We start from the raw sequence: 15,709 nt of genomic DNA on the forward strand, positions 1-15,709 counted from the left end.
GGGGCATCCCTACCTCGATACGCGGGTTGTCCCGGGCAGGTGTAGGGGCGACTCGATGGTGCGCGAGGTCGCCGGGACAGATCCTGTTCTCCATCGCAGGTACGCACCGCGACCGTGGTCCGGGCCGATTTCGGAAGGAGCGAGGATGATGTCCGGTTCCGTTCTCCCCCAGCTGAGCGGTCGGGATCGTGCCCTGCTGCGGGCGATCGACGCGGACCGCTGCACGGTCTCCGACGACCACGGCACCGCACTGACCGTCGACGGCCTGTCCTTCTGCGACCAGTTCGCCGGTGTCCGCCTGGTCGAGGCCGGCCTCATCGCGGCGTCGGGCCGGTCGCCGCTGCGCCCGCACCTCACCCCGGTGGGCCGCACCCTCCTCGAGGTCGCATGAACCCCCGTCGGATCACCGCCTCGCCCCGGCTCGACGCCATCCTCTCGGCGGGCGGTCCGCTGCTGTTCCTGTCCGCCCATCTGGACGACGCGGTGCTCTCCTGCGGCGCCCTGCTCGCGGCGCTGGCCCCACACTGCCCGGTGACGGTGGCCACCGTGTTCACCGCGGCCACCGAGCCACCGCACACGCGGGCGGCGAGATCGTTCCTGCGTCAGTGTGCGGCCACCGATGCCGGCACGTTGTTCGCCGAGCGGCGAGCCGAGGACCGGGACGTGCTCGCCGGTCTCGGCGTCCGGCAGGTGCACCTCGGGGCGGTCGACGCGCTGTTTCGCACCCGCCGCTGTCGCGACGCGCTCGGGCCGCTCGGCCGGGCGATGCCGGAACTGGTGCATCGGTATCCGACGTACCGCTTCGACATCGCGCGGGGCCGCGTCGCCGCGGGCGACCACACCCTGGTCGCGGACCTGACCCGACAGGTGGGTGACCTGGTCGCCACCACCGGGGCGGAGCTCGTGTTCAGTCCCGTCGGCGTCGGCAACCATGTCGATCATCTGCTCACCCGCCGAATCGGCGCCGGGCTCGGCACTCCCGTCGTCCACTACTCCGATTTCCCCTACGACCTGTCCGCCGCGCCCGATCCCACCTACCTGGGACGCCTCGGGCTGCGGCCGTGGAGCTGGGAACACGGGATCACCGAGAAGCAGCGGCTCATCCGGGGGTACCACACCCAGGCCGACGCGCTGTTCCCCGGCGGGACGATCCCGGCGCGGCCGGAGGTCTACTACGAGCCGCGCGCGATCCGTTCCGCATAGGCCGCGAAGGGCACGGTCCCGTCCCACAGCTGCTGGTCGTGGGCCCAGTAGAAGAACCGGAACCCACAGCTGTCGGCCTGCCGCACCGCCGCGGCCAGCATGCCGTTGTCGGAGAGATCGACATAGGACGCGTTGAGCCGGACCGACTGGTTCCAGCCGGGGTTCTCCCCGGCGACCGGAAAGCCGTACTCGTGCGCGACCCTGCTCACCCAGCGGGTCGCCGACCAACTCTCGGCCTGCGCGGCGTCCAACGGGACGGCGGCATCGCCGGGCGCGCAGCCGTCGTTGTCGCCGGAGCCGTCGGCGACGGAGCTCACGTAGGCCACCAGGTCATCGCGCCGGGGCAGCCGCTCGTAGAACACCTGCCAGGCCGCCCCGGAGCCGAGCAGGCCGGGTGGCAAACCCTGGCGGATCGCGGCGTCGTACGCCGCGGGCCCGACCCCGACACCCGGGGTGAGCACCTCGTAGGCTCCGCGGTACCCGAGCCCGGAGAGGGTGCCGATCTGCCAGTCGACGACGTCGGTCAGGGCGCCCACATACCAGTCCGCCCACTCGCGGACCTGCTGCTCGCTCACCCCGCCTTGCCCGGGACGCCAGCCCGGCAACGGGTTCGGTGGCAGCGACGCGGGCCGATCCGGGCCGCCCTGGGCGTTGGCGTCGAACGCCCAGTAACCGCCGCCGCCGGGGTAGAGGACCTCGGGCAGTCCCCCCGACGTCAGCCGTACCGCGTCCACCTGGCCGAGATCCAACACCGCGGCGACGTGGGTCAGATAATGCTCGGCGATATTGCGCAGCCGCTGGTCGAACACGAGGTTCACCTCGTCGGACTCCGCGCCCGTCTGGTCGACGAAGCGGCTGCCCGGGATCGCGAGCAGCCACCGCGGCACGTCGTGCAGGCCCAGCCCGAGCGTGACCGTGCGCCCGGCGACGCGCAGCGCCTCGACGTCGCGCCGGACCGACCGCAGGTAGGCGTCATCGAAGGCCTCGGCGTCGGGTTGGGCCCGTCGCCAGGACAGCTCCACCATTCCGGCCGACACCCCCGCGTCCGCCTCCTCGCGCGCGTGCTCGACCAGCGAGACGAGCGTCCCGAAGGCCGGCCTCGTCGCCGGCGGTGGGCCAGGTGCGGCTGCGCTGCCGCAGGCCGTCAGCACCGCCAGCGCGGCGCACCACAGGGCGGGCGTACGCAGGCCGCGACGCGAGTCAGCGATGCCCATCCCGGCCTCCTCGCGCCTGCTCGACCCGCACCGTGATCGGCGCTAGCCTGCCCCGGACCCCCAGACTCGCGCTACCGGCCGGTCGGTCACCACCCGGCCACTCCCGCGGAGGAACCGGAGGGACCGGATGTCGTCGATTCGCTCGGTCGCCGGCGCCGCCATCAGCCCGATCGACCCGGCCCTCGAGCGGCGGTGGGACCGGCTGGCGGTCGAGGTGGGCAGCCCCCCGTTCGTCCGCCCGGGGTGGCTGCGGGCCTGGGCGGCCGCGTTCGGCCGGGCGAGCCACCTGCGGCTGCTGACCGTCGAGCGCGACGGGGAGCTGGCCGCCGCGCTGCCGCTGCTGGCCGGGAGGTGGGCCCTGCGCTCCCCCACCAACTCCGAAACGCCGCTGTTCTGCCCGATCGCCGCCGACGCCGAGGCGGCGGGGCGGCTGGCAGATCTGCTCCTGACCGCGGGCCGCGGCGTCGTCGACCTGGACGCGCTCGCCCCGCAGGAGACCGCCTCCCGGACGCTGCTGGAGGAGGTCGCCCACAGCGGGGTGAGCGTGCTGCGCCGGCCGCTGCGGCAGTCGCCCTATATCGACGTCGGCGGCGACCCGGCCGCGTTCCAGCGAGGCCTGTCGAAGAACCGGCGGCACGGCCTGCGCAGGCTGACGAACCGGCTCCGAGACGCCGGCGAGGTCACCTTCGAGGTGCACGACGGCCGCGCGGGCCTCGAGGGGCTGCTGCGCGACGGGTTCCGGCTGGAGGCCCGGCCGTGGAAGCGAGCGGCGGGATCGGCGATCCTGTCCCGCCCGGCCGCGCTGCGGTTCTACACCGCCGTCGCCCGGTGGGCGGCCGCGCAGGACATCCTCCGGCTGGCCTTCCTGCGCCTCGACGGGCGGCCGATCGCGTTCGGCTACACCATCCAGCAGCACTCGACGCTGTACTTCCTCAAGCTCGGCATGGACGACGCCTACCAGAGGTTCGGCCCCGGGGTCGTGTTCACCCAGCGCCTGATCGATCATGCCTTCGCTCAGCCCGGTCTCACCCAACTCGACCTGCTCGGCGAGAACGAGCAGTACAAGGCCGACTTCGCCAGTGGCACTCATGAGCAGCTTCGACTGCAGATCTTCCCGAGCCGGCGGATCGCGCCCCTCCAGCGCGCCGCGGCGGTCTCGGCCGCCGAGCTGCGGACGTACCTGGTGAACCGGATGTCCGAGCAGACGCGGACCCGGCTCTCGGCGGTGCGCAACCGGCTGCGGCGCTGACCGGCAGGGCCCGCCAGCAACCCGGCCACCAGTTCGGCGTAGCGCGCCGCGACGACATCCCAGCCGAACTCGGCGCTGCGGGCGCGAGCCCCCCGGCCCAGCTCGGCCCGCAGCGACCCGTCCGCGGCGAACCGGGCGAGGGCCGCGCGCAGGGCGGCGATGTCGAACGCCGGGACCGCTTCCCCGCAGCCCGGCCCGATCCAGGACAGCCGCGGCAGATCGAAATGCACCACCGGCTTGCCGTGCGCCATCGCCTCGAGTGCGCTGAGGCAGAACGTCTCGTAGCGGGAGGGGACGACCATGAACGCGCAGTCCCGCAGCAGCGCCTCCTTGACCGCGCCATCGACGCGCCCGACGAGCCGGATCCGGTCCGGCGCCGCGCCGCGCACCAGCTCGCGCAGCCGGGCCTCCTGCGCGGGCGGGCCGCCACCGGCGACCACCACCGGCAACGGCGGCTCCGTGCCGAGCGCGTCGAACAACAGGTCGAGGCCCTTCTGCTCGATCTCGATCCGGCCGAGAAAGAGCATGTGCCCGCCGCGGCCGTAGCCGTCGGGGTCGACCGGGGGGAGGTCGACGCCGCCCGGGATCAGGGTCACCCGGGCCCGGGGGTTGGCCCGGCGCACGGCCTGCGCATCGGTCTCGTTCAGCACGACGAAATGCCGGTAGAGGGTGAGCCCCCACCGCTCGACCACGGGGAACGGCAGCCGGTAGCGACGCGCCATGTCGGCGCCGGACAGCATCTGCACGAGTCCGACGACCGGGCAGCGGGCCACGAGCGGCAGCAGGCTCGCCGAGAACGGCGGGGTGAGGCTCTCCACCCACACGCCGGGCCGGTGCACCAGCGCGACCAGCGGGAGCAGCAGCGCGAACAGCAGCTGCCCGGCCCGCGGACCGGCCCAGCCGACCGGCAGGAAGACGTATCGGACGCCGTCCCGGACCTGCGAGCGGCTGCCCCGGTAGGACCCGGCGTAGACGGTGACCCGATGGTCGCGGGCCAGCCGCGCGGCGATGCGGGCGACGACGGCGGCGCCGCCGCCGCCGTAATGCGGGTTGTGAATGTCGTCGTAGATCGACAGGACGACGTCCGCGCGGCTCATCGGGTGCCGCTCTCCTCGGACCGGCGCAGACCGCGCCGCGACACGGCGGCATAGCCGGCGCGCAGCCGCTGCTCGGCCCGGCTCAGCGGCAGCCGCTCGAAGCGCAGCGCCGCGTACTCGACGGGGGTCGCGCCGAAGTAGCGCTTGAAATGCTCCGCGCCCGACCCGGTCTCGGACTCCCCCATGTGGAAGTGGCGGACCCCGGCCCGGCAGGCGTCGGAGATGGTCAGCGAGTGCAGCAGATAGGTGGCCAGCGTCTCCCTGGCCAGCTCGGGCTGCATCGCGCACAACCAGCCGACGGCATGCCGGGCGCCCTGCAGCACGACGTTGACCGCGACGGGCTCGCCGCGGTGGCACGCCGACCAGATCACGCAGCGGTCGCCGAGCGCGGCGGCGGCGGCCGCCAGCTGGCCCGGCCGGTCCCGGCGCGCGGCGAGCAGCCTGGCGATCCGCAACGGCTGACCGCGCTGGGCCGCCCACCGGTCCACCGCCCCGGCGTACAGCTGCGCGAACATCTCCAGCCCGCGCCCGTGGGACATGCCTGCGTGCTCGCGCTGGACGTCGAGGCCGAACCGTTCGGCCTTGCGCACCGAGTTGCGCGCCTGGCGGCGGAACCGTGTCGACCACACCGTGTCGAAACCACCGTCGAGGTCGACGACCTGGCAGGTGTAGGGCACCCGCCGCACCGTTCCCGGCGCGGCGGCGGCCCACCGCGCGCCGTGCAGCGGCATCGGGACGACCGCGCGCAGCACGGCGGGCCGCCGCGCGAGGTCGTCGAGCACCAGCCGGCAGTCGGCGTCGGTGAGCCCGCCGCCCTCGGCGAGCAGCCCCCCGTAGCCCCAGCCGTAGGGCCACGACTCCTCCGTCAGCGTCAGGCCGGCGACCCGGCGGGCCGCGAGCGGCAGCACGAGCCTGCGTCCGTCGTCGAGCTCGTAGAGCCTGCTGGCGTCGCGGTAGCCGCGGGTGCCCAGTGCGTCCATCCACTCCGGGGCCTGGGTGGCCACGGCGTCGGGCGCGCGGCCGAACACGGTCCGCCAGACCGCCCGCGGCGCCGGACTGGTGATCCGGACCGTGGTGCCATCGGCAAGGCTCGTCTCGATCATCGTCATCTCGTCACCTACCTGTAGACGGTGCCGAGCCCTTCGGGGCCACGGCGGCGCCGGCGATGTCCTGCAGGGCCTGGTTCTGCGCTGCGCTGAGGCCCTCCTTCTCCGCGGCCGAGAGCCCCGCCAGCACCTCGGACAGCGGCCGGCCCGCCACGAGCTGCACCATCGCCGCGGTGGCGACGACCGGCCCGGTGCCGGACTCGTCGTGCATGAAGACCACGCCGGGGCCCGCGGCCCGCACCGACCGAACGAACTCGTCGAGCCGGCGCACCTGTTCGGCCGAGGGCGCGGCGCCCTCGGCCACCTCGAGCTGCAGCAGCCGCATCCCCAGGGCCGGCACCACGGCCTGCTCCTCCACGCTGGCCGAGCCGATCACGACGACCCCGCGGACGTCGAAGGTGTCCCGCAGCAGGACGAGATCGGTCTCGGTCGGTGCACCCGCGCGCAGCAGTCCGGGCAGCACATGGGCGGCCCCCGGCAGCGGGGGCAGGCCATCGGCGCCGGGGTCGGGATGCAGCACCCCGGTGGCCCGCACGACCATCGCGACCACGAGGAGGCCGACGAGCACCGCGGCGCGGGCCAGGACGCGACGCCGCCCCAGTGGTGCCGTCGTCCCCAGGGCGGGTGTGTCGGGCAACGGCGCATCGATCATGACGGCCCCCTCCGGTCGGTTCGACGGTGCCCCAGGCGGATCAGCTCGATCAACACCACCGGCAGCCCGGTGTAGAGCGCGAGCCCGGCCAGCAGGGCGGTCACGAACGGCTGGACGGTGGTGGGTTGGGGTGGCCCGAGATCCGAGGGCAGCGGTGGTGCGGCGACCGGGTCGACGGCCTCGCGGTCGGGGCGTGCCAGGCCGGCCTGGAGCGCCAGCCGGCCGAGCGGGGCCAGCCGCACGCGGTCGGAGTCGGCGGCCCGCTCGAGCACACCGCCCGCGAACGCCTGGCGCACCGTCCCGTCCGGCATCGGCGTGACCGGCCCGACCGGGGCGCCCAGCAGCGCGCGCATCGGCTCCTGCCGGTAGGCGGCCGCGATCGCCGGATCCGTGAGGCCGCGTCCGCCGCCCACCGGGGGCAGCCCGGCGGCCCGATACCCGGCAGGGTCGGCGGTCGCGAGGTCCGCAACGATCGGCAGCGCGGACGCCCGGCCCGTGGCGTCCAGACTCAGCACCGCACCGGTGAACACCTGGTAGGACGTGCCCGCCGCGGTCCAGCTTCGGCTCATCGGCGCGCCCAGCACGGCCTTGCCGCCCAGCGTCTGCCACGCCGTCGAGAAGGCGCCGCGCGGGCCGTCGAGCACGGGGAACCCGCCGCAGCGGGTGGTGTCCGTGCCCACGAAGACGCCGCCGGGGACGGGCTCGATGTCGGCGAGCGGGTCGTACGGGTCGAGCGGGGTCTGCCACAGCTGTAGCCCGTGGTAGGTGGCGCTGGTGAACGTCGCGAGCAGGGTGCCGCGGGCCCGCACCCACCTCGTCAGCTCGGTGGTCGCGTTGCCGTAGCCGGCCGCGACGTCCTTGTCGCTGATCACGAACAGGTGCAGGCCGTGGCTCTGCGCGCCCTCGCCGGTGGCGAACGCCGCAACCGGATGCCCCGGCATCAGGTAGGAGTACTTGTCGGGGTCGCCGGTGACGGCCAGCGCCGCGCACGCCGGGAACCGCGACCGCACGTCGTCCGCGAGGGCGAAGACGCCGTTGTTGTCCGAGGCGTACAGGCGCACCCAGCCGCCCAGCGAGGAGCCCAGCACCGCGACGGTGAGGACGCCGATGGCCATCACCCCGGCGAGCGCCCTCGGGATCCGGGACGACGTCCGTCCCCGCCCGGCGGCGAGCCGGGCGAGGGCCGCGTCGGCCGCCAGGACCGAGCCCACGATCGCGGCGGGCAGGATGTAGACGAAGAACTGCTCGTTGAGCGTGCCGAGCAGGACGGTGTAGGCACCGAAGGCGTAGCTGGTGAGCAGCCACGCCAGCAGCCAGCGCGATGCCCCGCTGACCGCGCGGGTCAGCAGCCACGCCAGCGCGATCGCCCCGGTGGCCAGCACGACGTAGGACGAGGCGTACTGGCCGAACTGCTCGCCGATCGCGGACAGGAACGACACGCCGGGCCGGTTCCAGCCGGTGATCTGCAGCAGGCCGAGCAACCGCTGCACGGTGGCGAACTTGATGTCGACGAAGTCCGAGGTGAGCCCCAACGCGACCGACCACAGCGGGAACAGCAGCCACAGCCCCAGCCCCCACAGGAACCCGCCCAGCACGATCGCGGCGCGCCGCCACTCCCGGCCCAGCACGGCGTGCAGGACCGGCGTGAACAGCAGGAAGACCGTGACCTCCTTGGTCAGCAAGGTCAGCCCGGAGGCCAGCCCGACGACCGGGACGTAGAGCAGCGCGCGCTCGCTGCGCAGCCAGATGGCCAGGCACAGCGTCAGCAGCGCCGCGACCAGGGCCAACGGCTCGATCAGCGCGAGCCGCCCGTAACGCAGCAGAACCGGGTCGGTTGCGGCGAGCGCGACGACGATGCCGACGAGGATCAGGCCGCGACGCCGGCCCGCCGCGGGCGCGAGGTAGGCGGCGATCAGCCCGAGGAGCAGGACCGCGAACACGGTCACGCCTGCGGTCAGTATCCGGGCGGCGATGATCGCGTCGGCCAGCGGCGCGGAACCGAGGCCGAGCAGGCGCAGCCACGCCGCCTGGGCGAGGAACGACAGCGGGGGGTGCACGAACATCGGGCTGTTCGTCCAGGTCAGGTGCCATCCCTGAGCCACCTGCTGGGCGGCGCGGGTGTAGACGACCTCGTCGTACTGGGTGTCGGGGCTCGCGGTGATGTTCCACAACATCGTCACGCCGCACAGCAGCGCTCCGCCGAGAATGACCAGCCACTCGGTGTGGACGCGGCGCCGATAGTCGGGGTCAGCCACGGCGGCCGCCCAGCAGCGCGCGCACCCGCGCCAGGTCGGCCTCCGGTACCACCCGCAGGCGGACGGCGACCACGGCGTAGGCGCCGAGCCCGGCGACGACCACCAGCAGATCGAGGATCCGCGGGGCCGACCCGGCGGCCAGCAGGAAGACCATCAGCACGCCCAGCGCGGCCGACCAGCGGGCGGCGGTGCCCATCCGGACCGTTCCCGGCCGGTGATGGCGCAGGTAGACGACCGCGAGCAGCGCGGCGGCGGTCCAGGTGCCCGCGGCCGCGGCCAGCGCCGCGCCGGTCGCGCCGAACCGCGGGACCGCCACCACCAGCGCCGCCACCTGAACCGCGACGGCGACCGGGACACGCGCGGCGACCGCGTGCGCCAGCCCGCGGGCGAACAGGGCCTTGAGGAGCATGTCGGCCACGATGAGTCCGGCGGTGCCGACGGTGAGGATCCGGCACAGCGTCGCCGCGTCGGCGTAGTCCGCGGGGAAGACGAGGCCGAGGACGGAACCGGGCGCCACGAACAGCACCAGTTGCAGCGGGACGAGGGCGAGTGGCACCCAGCGCAGGGCGACCATGAACCAGCGGTGCGCGTCGGCGGCCGTGCGGCCGCCCGCGATGAACGGGAACATCGCGTCCGACAGCGCGGAGCCGAGGAAGAACGGGGCACGGGCGAGAATCGCCGCGGCCTGATAGATCGCCACCACGGCCGTCGTGACCCCGTGACCGTGGCCGAGAACCCCGAGCAGCAGCACGTCGAACGTGCCCAACAGGCCGAAACCGGTGGTGCCCACCGCCATCGGGACCGCGGCGGCGAACGTCCGCGCACCCGCGACCGGGCCCCGGCCGGGCAGCCGGTCGCCCAGCGCCCACCACGCCCAGGCCGCGGCGGCGGCCGCGCCGAGCAGGAGCGCGCCGGCCACCCCGGTGACCCCGAGGCCGAGCAGGGCGACCAGCGCGAGCGCGAGCCCGGTCTTGACCACGACCTCCAGCACGCGGGTCAGCCCGAGGGCGGCGAAGCGGCGGATGCCCTGCAACGCGCCCGCCAGCACCGAGCCGAGGGCCAGCAGCACGATCGTCACCGCCACCAGGACGGTGGGGCCGACGCCCACGCCCGGCAACAGCCGGCCGGTGCCCAGCTGCACGGCGAGGAACGCGGCCGCGAGGACCGCGCCGAGACCGACGTTGCCCAGCACGGCGGCGCGGAACGCCGGGGCGGTGTCCGCGGCGCCACCGTCGGCCCTCGCCAGGGTCCGGGCCAACGCCCACGGGAAACCTGCGGCCAGCACGGAGGTGGCCAGCAGCAGCACGGTCAGCAGGATCGCCACGACCCCGAACTCATCCTGGGGCAGCAGCCAGGCCAGGCCGAGGCCGAGCCCGTAGTTCAGCGCCGCCGTCACGGCGATTCCCGCCAGCAGGACGAGACTGCCGCCGGCCGCCGACCGCTGCGCCCGCACGTCCAGCACGGGATTCAGCCCGTCTCTTCGTCGCGCAGGCCCGGCCCGGACAGGACCGGGTTCAGCGACGGCGCCGCGGCGGTCCGGCGCGCCCGGCGAGCAGGCCGTCCCCGCTGCGCGACGGCGTCGAAGAGCGCGTCCTCGTAGCGGTCGACGCAGGTGTCCCAGCCGAGCCCCTTGGCGCGGCGGCGGGCCAGCCGCCCGCGGCGACGCAGCCGCGCCCGGTCAGCGGCCAGGTCCAGCAGCGCCGCACGCAGGGCGGCCTCGTCGCGCCGCGGCACGACCGTGCCGACACCGGCGACGAGGTCGCGGACCCCGGGCAGGTCGGACACGACCGGCACGCAGCCCGCCGCCATGCCCTCCAGGACCACGAGCCCGAAGGCCTCCGCCTGCGTGACCGACGGGAGTACCACGACGTCGTTGCGGTCGTACTCGCGGTGCAGCACCTCGTCCGGCACCCGCCCGAGGAAGCGCACGTTCGACGCGCCCAGCTCCGCGGCCAGCCGCTCGTAGTCGCGGCGGTGCTGGCCATCGCCGACGAGCGTCAGCTCGATGTCGGGCCGGCCCGCGACCGCGGGAAGCAGCCATTCCAGGCCCTTGTACGGGCGCATCTGGCCGACGAACAGCACCTGCAGCGGCCGGTCCGTCCGCGGTCGCAGCGGCTGCGACCGCAGGTCGACGCCCCACGGCACGACGCGCACCGGCGGGCCACCGGGCCTGCGCTCCCACTGTGCGTAGTGCTCGGACGTCGTGAGAATCATGTCGGCCCGTCCGCTCAACAGTCGGTGGATCCGGTTGTATACCGCGGACAGCCGTTCCGCGCCACGCACCGCGAGCGCCGAGTGGTGGGTGTAGACGATCGGGGTGTTGCGGCGGCGGCCCGCCATCAGCAGGACGAGGTCGCTCATCGAGGGCACCGGCCCGTGCAGGTTGATCACGTCGTAGTCGTCGAGCCTGCGGGCGATGCCGGGCCAGTGGGCCGCCAGCGCGCTCAGCCGGAACTCGCCCGCCTCGAACCGGGGGATCTGCACCGACGAGAGGACGTCGACGCGGTGCCCGCGCTCGCGCAGCCCGGTGGAGAGCCGGTCGACGCAGCGCGAGATGCCCGACACGATGGGCGGGGCTTCGCTGGTGATGACGAGGACGTCGAGCCGCGGGGCGGCCTCGGGCCGCCGCTCCCGCAGCGACACGACGCGGCGCTCGCGCCGGGGCACGGACCGGGCCGGCCGCAGTTCGCCCTCGGCGGGCTCGTCGACGGCAGGTGTGTGGCGCTGCGCCTGCCGAAGCGCGGCGAGATGGCGCAGGTAGCGGACGCCCTCGCGCAGGGTGGACTTCGAGGTGCCCGCGTGCCGGGCGCGGAACCGGTACGGGACCTCCGCGACGCGGGTCAGACCCGACCGCACGATCAGCTCGAGCAGCACCTTGTAGCCGAGCGGCCGGGCGTCGTCGAGGCGCAGCGCGGCGGTGCGCACGGCGAAGAACCCGCTCATCGGGTCGGTCAGCGTCCGGACCGGCGCGCCGAGGACCCGTGCGGCGACCGCGGTGGAGGCCCGCGAGACCGCCTGCCGGTAGCGGCCGTCGAGCCCGGCGCTGCTGCCTCCAGGGGCGTACCGCGAGGCGACGACCAGGTCGGCGCCGGACGCCCGGGCCTGGGTCAGCAGCGTCGGGACCAGCGACGGCGGGTGCTGCAGGTCGGCGTCCATCACGACGGCCCACGGCGAGCGTGCGGCGCGCAGGCCTTCGACCACCGCGCCGCCGAGCCCACCGACGGCCTCGGGCCGGTGCAGCAGGGTCACCGGCACCGGGTGTCGCTCGGCGGCGGCGGCGATCACCGCGGGAGTGTCGTCGGTGCTGTCGTCGACGAAGATCACCTCTGCGGACAGGTCAGCCGGTAAGGCGGCACTCAGCTGCCCCATGAGCTCGTCGATGTTCTCCGCCTCGTTGAACGTCGGGACGACGACGGACAGGTCGTGGGCGCGGCGCCCGCCCGTGGGCAGCGAGCCGGAAGCGGTGCGAAGATCGTGGGCCGCGGGGTGAGCAGACATGTCCGAGGGCCTCCCGTCGTGGTGTGCCGGAGCGGCTGTCGGTGGCGCAACCGGCAGGAACAGGGTCTCGACGGAGCACGGCGCGAGCGATGGTGTGCTCCCCCGATCGCGCGGAGCCATCCCCCGTGTTGAACGGGGGGTTTCCCCCTTGCCCACACGACCGCGGACCCTGGCGGGTTGTCAGCGCGGTCCGCGAGGGTCGAAACTGGCGCCGGGCGCGGCATCGGCCGGGCGCCGCGCGCACGAAGGAGGGCGGCGCGATCGACGACCACCGCTGTCCGCTGCCCGAGCCGGTCGAGGCCGGTGACGAGTTCGTCTGCACGTGCCGGGCGCGGTATGTGGCGGTGCGTCGGCGGCTGCGTCGGCTGCGCTGGGAACGCACCCTGTTCGGCCTTCCCCCCGGGTCGACCGCCGGCGGCGCCGCCGCCTGGCCGCAGGCTCAGGCCCCGCGGGAGATCGGCTAGCCCGCTCGAGTGGGGTCAGCCCTACCCGCGGCCGGGGGCACCGCCCACCGATCCGGGGGCGCACCCCCTCGTCCGGGTCCCGGTCCAGCGCCATCCTCCTGCGCAGCACGTCCCCGCCGGAGCCGCCTCCGGCCCAGCAGACGAGGAGCAGCGATGTCGGACCGCCGGCAGCCGTCCCGCCCGGTCATCTCCACCGGGTTCCCGGTGCGCTCACAGATCACGTTGCTCGTGGCCGCGATCGCCCTCGGACTGGCAGGTGGGGCGTTCTGGGCCGGAATGAGCCCGAGCGTCCCGGCGGTGGAGGTACACCTGGAGGCCACCTCGTCGCCGGGGCCGAGCCCGTTCATGTCCGCCGGCGGCAAGGACCGCGCCGACGTCGCCCCGATGGCCGGCCTCGCCGGGGAACTGCCCGCGAACACCCCCGGACTGTTCGGCGTGCCCGGTGACGGCGGGTGCAACGCGCAGCGGCTGGCGGAGGATCTGCAGGCCGACCAGGGCCGGGCGAGAGCCTGGGCCAACGCGCTGGGTGTCCGCCCGGACACCATCGCCACGGTCACCGCCGGTCTCACCCCGGTGGTGTTGCGCGCGGACGCCGGGGTCGTCGAGCACGGCTTCGCCGGCGGCGCCGGGACCACCTACTCCGCCGTGCTCCAGGCCGGAACGGCGGTGCTGGTCGACGACCGGGGCGAGCCGAAGGTCAAATGCGTCAGCGGGAACCCGCTCACCGCCGCACCGCCGTTCGGGCAGGCCAACTACGTCGGCGCGCCGTGGCGGTACTTCCAGCCGTCGTCGATCGCCTACGTCCGCCCGGCGCAGGACAGGATCACGGTTCCGTGATCTTCGCCGGACCCATTCCCCAGCGCGTCAGGGAGCCATGACGTTCGCGGGCTCAGCCGGTGGCCGCGTGTGCGTGCATCACGCTCTGGAACGCGTCGCCCGCTCCGGAGCCCGCCCGAAGACCGGAACCGATCCCGTAGTAGGCGCTGACCAGCAGTGGCGCCACACCGGGTGCGGAGTTGCGCTCGGCGCCGGTGCGGGCGTCGAGCACGACCGGGCCGTTCGGGGTGGTCCCGTAGAGCGCTCCGTGCCAGACCGCGGTGATCGTCGACGGGCTCCGGTCGCCCGGACCACCGGGCGACCGCCACAGTGGGCTCGCCGAGGTCGAGTCGAACGCGACCACGTACTGCCCACCCGCCGCGGTGGGCCGCGAGCACACCGTTGTCGCGCGCTCGTCGTAGTGGCAGGTGAAGCGGACCGTCTCGTCGAGCGCCAGCCGGGTGCGTTCGACGTACTCCACCCGGCGGCCCTCCGCGGTGGTCAGGAAGTGAAAGATCTTCCCCGACACCGCGACGAGTCCCTCCCCGGCCTGGTACACGGGGCCACCGTCGGGGTCGGTCCAGCGGGTCGCCCCGTCCGCGATGCCGACCGCCCGGACCGTGGTCGCGGTGCCCTCGGTGACCGTCCCGACGGCGACGTCGCCGACCACCGCGTCGATCGCCAGGCCCGGCGCGTTCCAGAGGATCTCCCGGCGGCCCAGGTCCACCCCGAAGGACGCCTGTTGGAGGGCGCCGGAGTCGGCGACGCCGCGGACGGTGACGACCGCGCGGGCGGGGTTGTTCCCGACCCCGACCACCGTGGTGTCGGTCCAGCTCGCCGGTGCCCACTCCGCGAACGGAATCGTGAGGGTGAACAGTCGCTCGCCGGAGGCGGCATCCGCGGCGACGAGCTCGGCCGCCGGCTGCCGCGCAGCGGCACCGGCCTCGGTGAGCACGACGGGGAACGCCGCGATCGCCAGGCGTCGATCTCCGACCCCGGCCATGACCGGCGCACCCACCGACACCTGCCCCTGCCGGAGCCCCTCGCCGGTCGGTGCCGCGGACGAGCCCACGGTCGCGGAGGCCAGATCCACCCGGGTCAGCCCGTCCGGTGCCGCAGCCCAACCCACCTGCCCGTCCAGCAGCTGCACGATCGGGAGCGGCCCGTTCCGGGGCGAGAGCACCGCCGCCGTCGGCCCGAACGCGACCGGCGGGTCGAACGCCGGTACCTGCGCCGAGCTGCGCCCGGGCTGGTCGACCGGGTTCGATGCGCTGCACGCGGTCAGTGTCGCGGCCATCGCGATCCCGACGGCGAGGACACGAACGGGCCGGAGCAGGCACAGCACGGTGATCACTTTATGAATGGCCCGCGCCGGAGTCCATGCCACGATCGAGGGAGCATTCCTCGGCAGAACGCGACCGATGGTCACTGATAGCGATCGCGCGTTGCCGCTCGCCCGAGCGTTCCGCGGCAACGGTGACGTGCCGCGAAGCACTCGATCGGCAGTTCCGACCGGATCTCGTCGAGGATGCCCTGGGGCACGCCGGCGAGATTCTCGGTCATCGTCGGACCGGGCGCGATCGCATTGACCCTGATCCCGTGAGCCACCAGCTCACGCGCACAGGCGCGGGTGAGGCCGAGCACACCGGCCTTCGCCGCACAGTAGTGCGCCATCTGCGGTGCACCCCGAAGACCCAACTGGGACGCGATGTTGATGATGCGACCGCGGCGCTGCCCCATCATCACGCCCGACACCGCCTGCGTCATCAGGAAGACGCCCGTGAGGTCGACCGCGATCGTCTCGCTCCACTGCCGCAGGGACAGCTCGCCGAGCGGCGCGGTCGTGGTGATACCGGCGTTGTTGACCAGTACATCGATCGACCCGTACTCGTCGGCCGCCGCGGTGACCGCGCGGGTCACCTGCTCCGCCCGGCTGACGTCGCAGTCGAACCATCGCGCGTCACCGCCCGCCGCTGCCACCGCCTCGACCACCGCCCGGCCGCGCACGGGATCGCGCTCCAGCACCGCCACCCGTGCGCCCTCCTGCGCGAATCCGAGGACGAGGCCCCGCCCGATGCCGGATCCGCCGCCCGTGATCACGGCGACCTGTCCGGCGAGTCGGCCGCCCGCGTTCCGGCCGGTCACCGCGCACGCT

General features: G+C 74.3%; 13 protein-coding genes and 1 pseudogene. 5 read left to right on the top strand and 9 right to left on the bottom strand.

What is annotated here, in order from left to right:
* The first annotated feature begins 148 nt into the window (after positions 1 to 148).
* Positions 149 to 391, top strand: coding sequence for a hypothetical protein (locus tag ACFQE5_RS05085; RefSeq protein ID WP_379583336.1), 243 nt, complete (start codon positions 149 to 151; stop codon positions 389 to 391).
* The gene (locus tag ACFQE5_RS05090) at positions 388 to 1,203 is read left to right on the top strand and encodes a PIG-L deacetylase family protein (protein ID WP_379583338.1); all 816 of its coding nucleotides are present in this window, start codon (positions 388 to 390) and stop codon (positions 1,201 to 1,203) included. The genes ACFQE5_RS05085 and ACFQE5_RS05090 overlap by 4 nt, the downstream gene beginning before the upstream one ends.
* Here ACFQE5_RS05090 and ACFQE5_RS05095 read toward each other — a convergent pair.
* Positions 1,173 to 2,417, bottom strand: a complete 1,245-nt coding sequence (locus ACFQE5_RS05095; protein ID WP_379583340.1) for a hypothetical protein — start codon at positions 2,415 to 2,417, stop codon at positions 1,173 to 1,175. The genes ACFQE5_RS05090 and ACFQE5_RS05095 overlap by 31 nt on opposite strands.
* Before the next feature lie 127 nt (positions 2,418 to 2,544).
* Here ACFQE5_RS05095 and ACFQE5_RS05100 point away from each other — a divergent pair, with 127 nt between their 5' ends.
* The gene (locus ACFQE5_RS05100) at positions 2,545 to 3,666 is read left to right on the top strand and encodes a GNAT family N-acetyltransferase (RefSeq protein ID WP_379583342.1); all 1,122 of its coding nucleotides are present in this window, start codon (positions 2,545 to 2,547) and stop codon (positions 3,664 to 3,666) included.
* A 92-nt stretch (positions 3,667 to 3,758) separates the two neighbouring features.
* Here the strand turns inward: ACFQE5_RS05100 and ACFQE5_RS05105 are convergent.
* The 6 genes and pseudogenes from ACFQE5_RS05105 to ACFQE5_RS05130 all read right to left on the bottom strand — a co-directional run.
* Positions 3,759 to 4,763, bottom strand: a pseudogene (locus ACFQE5_RS05105) (glycosyltransferase family 4 protein); the annotation flags it as partial.
* Entirely contained in the window at positions 4,760 to 5,872 is a 1,113-nt protein-coding gene (locus tag ACFQE5_RS05110) for a GNAT family N-acetyltransferase (protein WP_379583344.1), read from the bottom strand. The gene ACFQE5_RS05110 and the pseudogene ACFQE5_RS05105, both read right to left, overlap by 4 nt.
* Positions 5,873 to 5,876: 4 nt before the next feature.
* Positions 5,877 to 6,521, bottom strand: coding sequence for a hypothetical protein (locus ACFQE5_RS05115; RefSeq protein WP_379583346.1), 645 nt, complete (start codon positions 6,519 to 6,521; stop codon positions 5,877 to 5,879).
* Entirely contained in the window at positions 6,518 to 8,776 is a 2,259-nt protein-coding gene (locus ACFQE5_RS05120; RefSeq protein ID WP_379583348.1) for an ArnT family glycosyltransferase, read from the bottom strand. Before ACFQE5_RS05120 ends, ACFQE5_RS05115 begins: the two co-directional genes overlap by 4 nt.
* Entirely contained in the window at positions 8,769 to 10,238 is a 1,470-nt protein-coding gene (locus tag ACFQE5_RS05125; protein ID WP_379583350.1) for an oligosaccharide flippase family protein, read from the bottom strand. Before ACFQE5_RS05125 ends, ACFQE5_RS05120 begins: the two co-directional genes overlap by 8 nt.
* A 5-nt stretch (positions 10,239 to 10,243) precedes the next feature.
* Entirely contained in the window at positions 10,244 to 12,274 is a 2,031-nt protein-coding gene (locus ACFQE5_RS05130) for a glycosyltransferase (RefSeq protein ID WP_379583352.1), read from the bottom strand.
* A gap of 125 nt (positions 12,275 to 12,399) precedes the next feature.
* Between ACFQE5_RS05130 and ACFQE5_RS05135 the strand changes: the two genes are divergently transcribed.
* The gene (locus tag ACFQE5_RS05135) at positions 12,400 to 12,738 is read left to right on the top strand and encodes a hypothetical protein (protein ID WP_379583354.1); all 339 of its coding nucleotides are present in this window, start codon (positions 12,400 to 12,402) and stop codon (positions 12,736 to 12,738) included.
* Positions 12,739 to 12,891: 153 nt separating this feature from the next.
* Positions 12,892 to 13,575 carry a DUF6777 domain-containing protein gene (locus tag ACFQE5_RS05140; RefSeq protein ID WP_379583356.1) on the top strand — a complete coding sequence of 228 codons (684 nt, stop codon included), beginning with the start codon at positions 12,892 to 12,894 and terminating at the stop codon, positions 13,573 to 13,575.
* A 52-nt stretch (positions 13,576 to 13,627) separates the two neighbouring features.
* Here ACFQE5_RS05140 and ACFQE5_RS05145 read toward each other — a convergent pair whose 3' ends face one another.
* The gene (locus tag ACFQE5_RS05145) at positions 13,628 to 14,908 is read right to left on the bottom strand and encodes a hypothetical protein (RefSeq protein WP_379583358.1); all 1,281 of its coding nucleotides are present in this window, start codon (positions 14,906 to 14,908) and stop codon (positions 13,628 to 13,630) included.
* 71 nt (positions 14,909 to 14,979) lie between these two features.
* Complete coding sequence (locus tag ACFQE5_RS05150) at positions 14,980 to 15,699, bottom strand: SDR family NAD(P)-dependent oxidoreductase (protein ID WP_379583360.1); 720 nt, start codon at positions 15,697 to 15,699, stop codon at positions 14,980 to 14,982.
* Positions 15,700 to 15,709: the final 10 nt, after the last annotated feature.

Source organism: Pseudonocardia hispaniensis (assembly GCF_042658695.1).
Classification (GTDB): domain Bacteria; phylum Actinomycetota; class Actinomycetes; order Mycobacteriales; family Pseudonocardiaceae; genus Pseudonocardia; species Pseudonocardia hispaniensis.

Coding starts and splice junctions, on each gene's coding strand:
- ACFQE5_RS05085 (WP_379583336.1), top strand. CDS start 149: ATGTCCGGTTCCGTTCTCCCCCAGCTGAGCGGTCGGGATCGTGCCCTG.
- ACFQE5_RS05090 (WP_379583338.1), top strand. CDS start 388: ATGAACCCCCGTCGGATCACCGCCTCGCCCCGGCTCGACGCCATCCTC.
- ACFQE5_RS05095 (WP_379583340.1), bottom strand. CDS start 2,417: ATGGGCATCGCTGACTCGCGTCGCGGCCTGCGTACGCCCGCCCTGTGG.
- ACFQE5_RS05100 (WP_379583342.1), top strand. CDS start 2,545: ATGTCGTCGATTCGCTCGGTCGCCGGCGCCGCCATCAGCCCGATCGAC.
- ACFQE5_RS05110 (WP_379583344.1), bottom strand. CDS start 5,872: ATGACGATGATCGAGACGAGCCTTGCCGATGGCACCACGGTCCGGATC.
- ACFQE5_RS05115 (WP_379583346.1), bottom strand. CDS start 6,521: ATGATCGATGCGCCGTTGCCCGACACACCCGCCCTGGGGACGACGGCA.
- ACFQE5_RS05130 (WP_379583352.1), bottom strand. CDS start 12,274: ATGTCTGCTCACCCCGCGGCCCACGATCTTCGCACCGCTTCCGGCTCG.
- ACFQE5_RS05140 (WP_379583356.1), top strand. CDS start 12,892: ATGTCGGACCGCCGGCAGCCGTCCCGCCCGGTCATCTCCACCGGGTTC.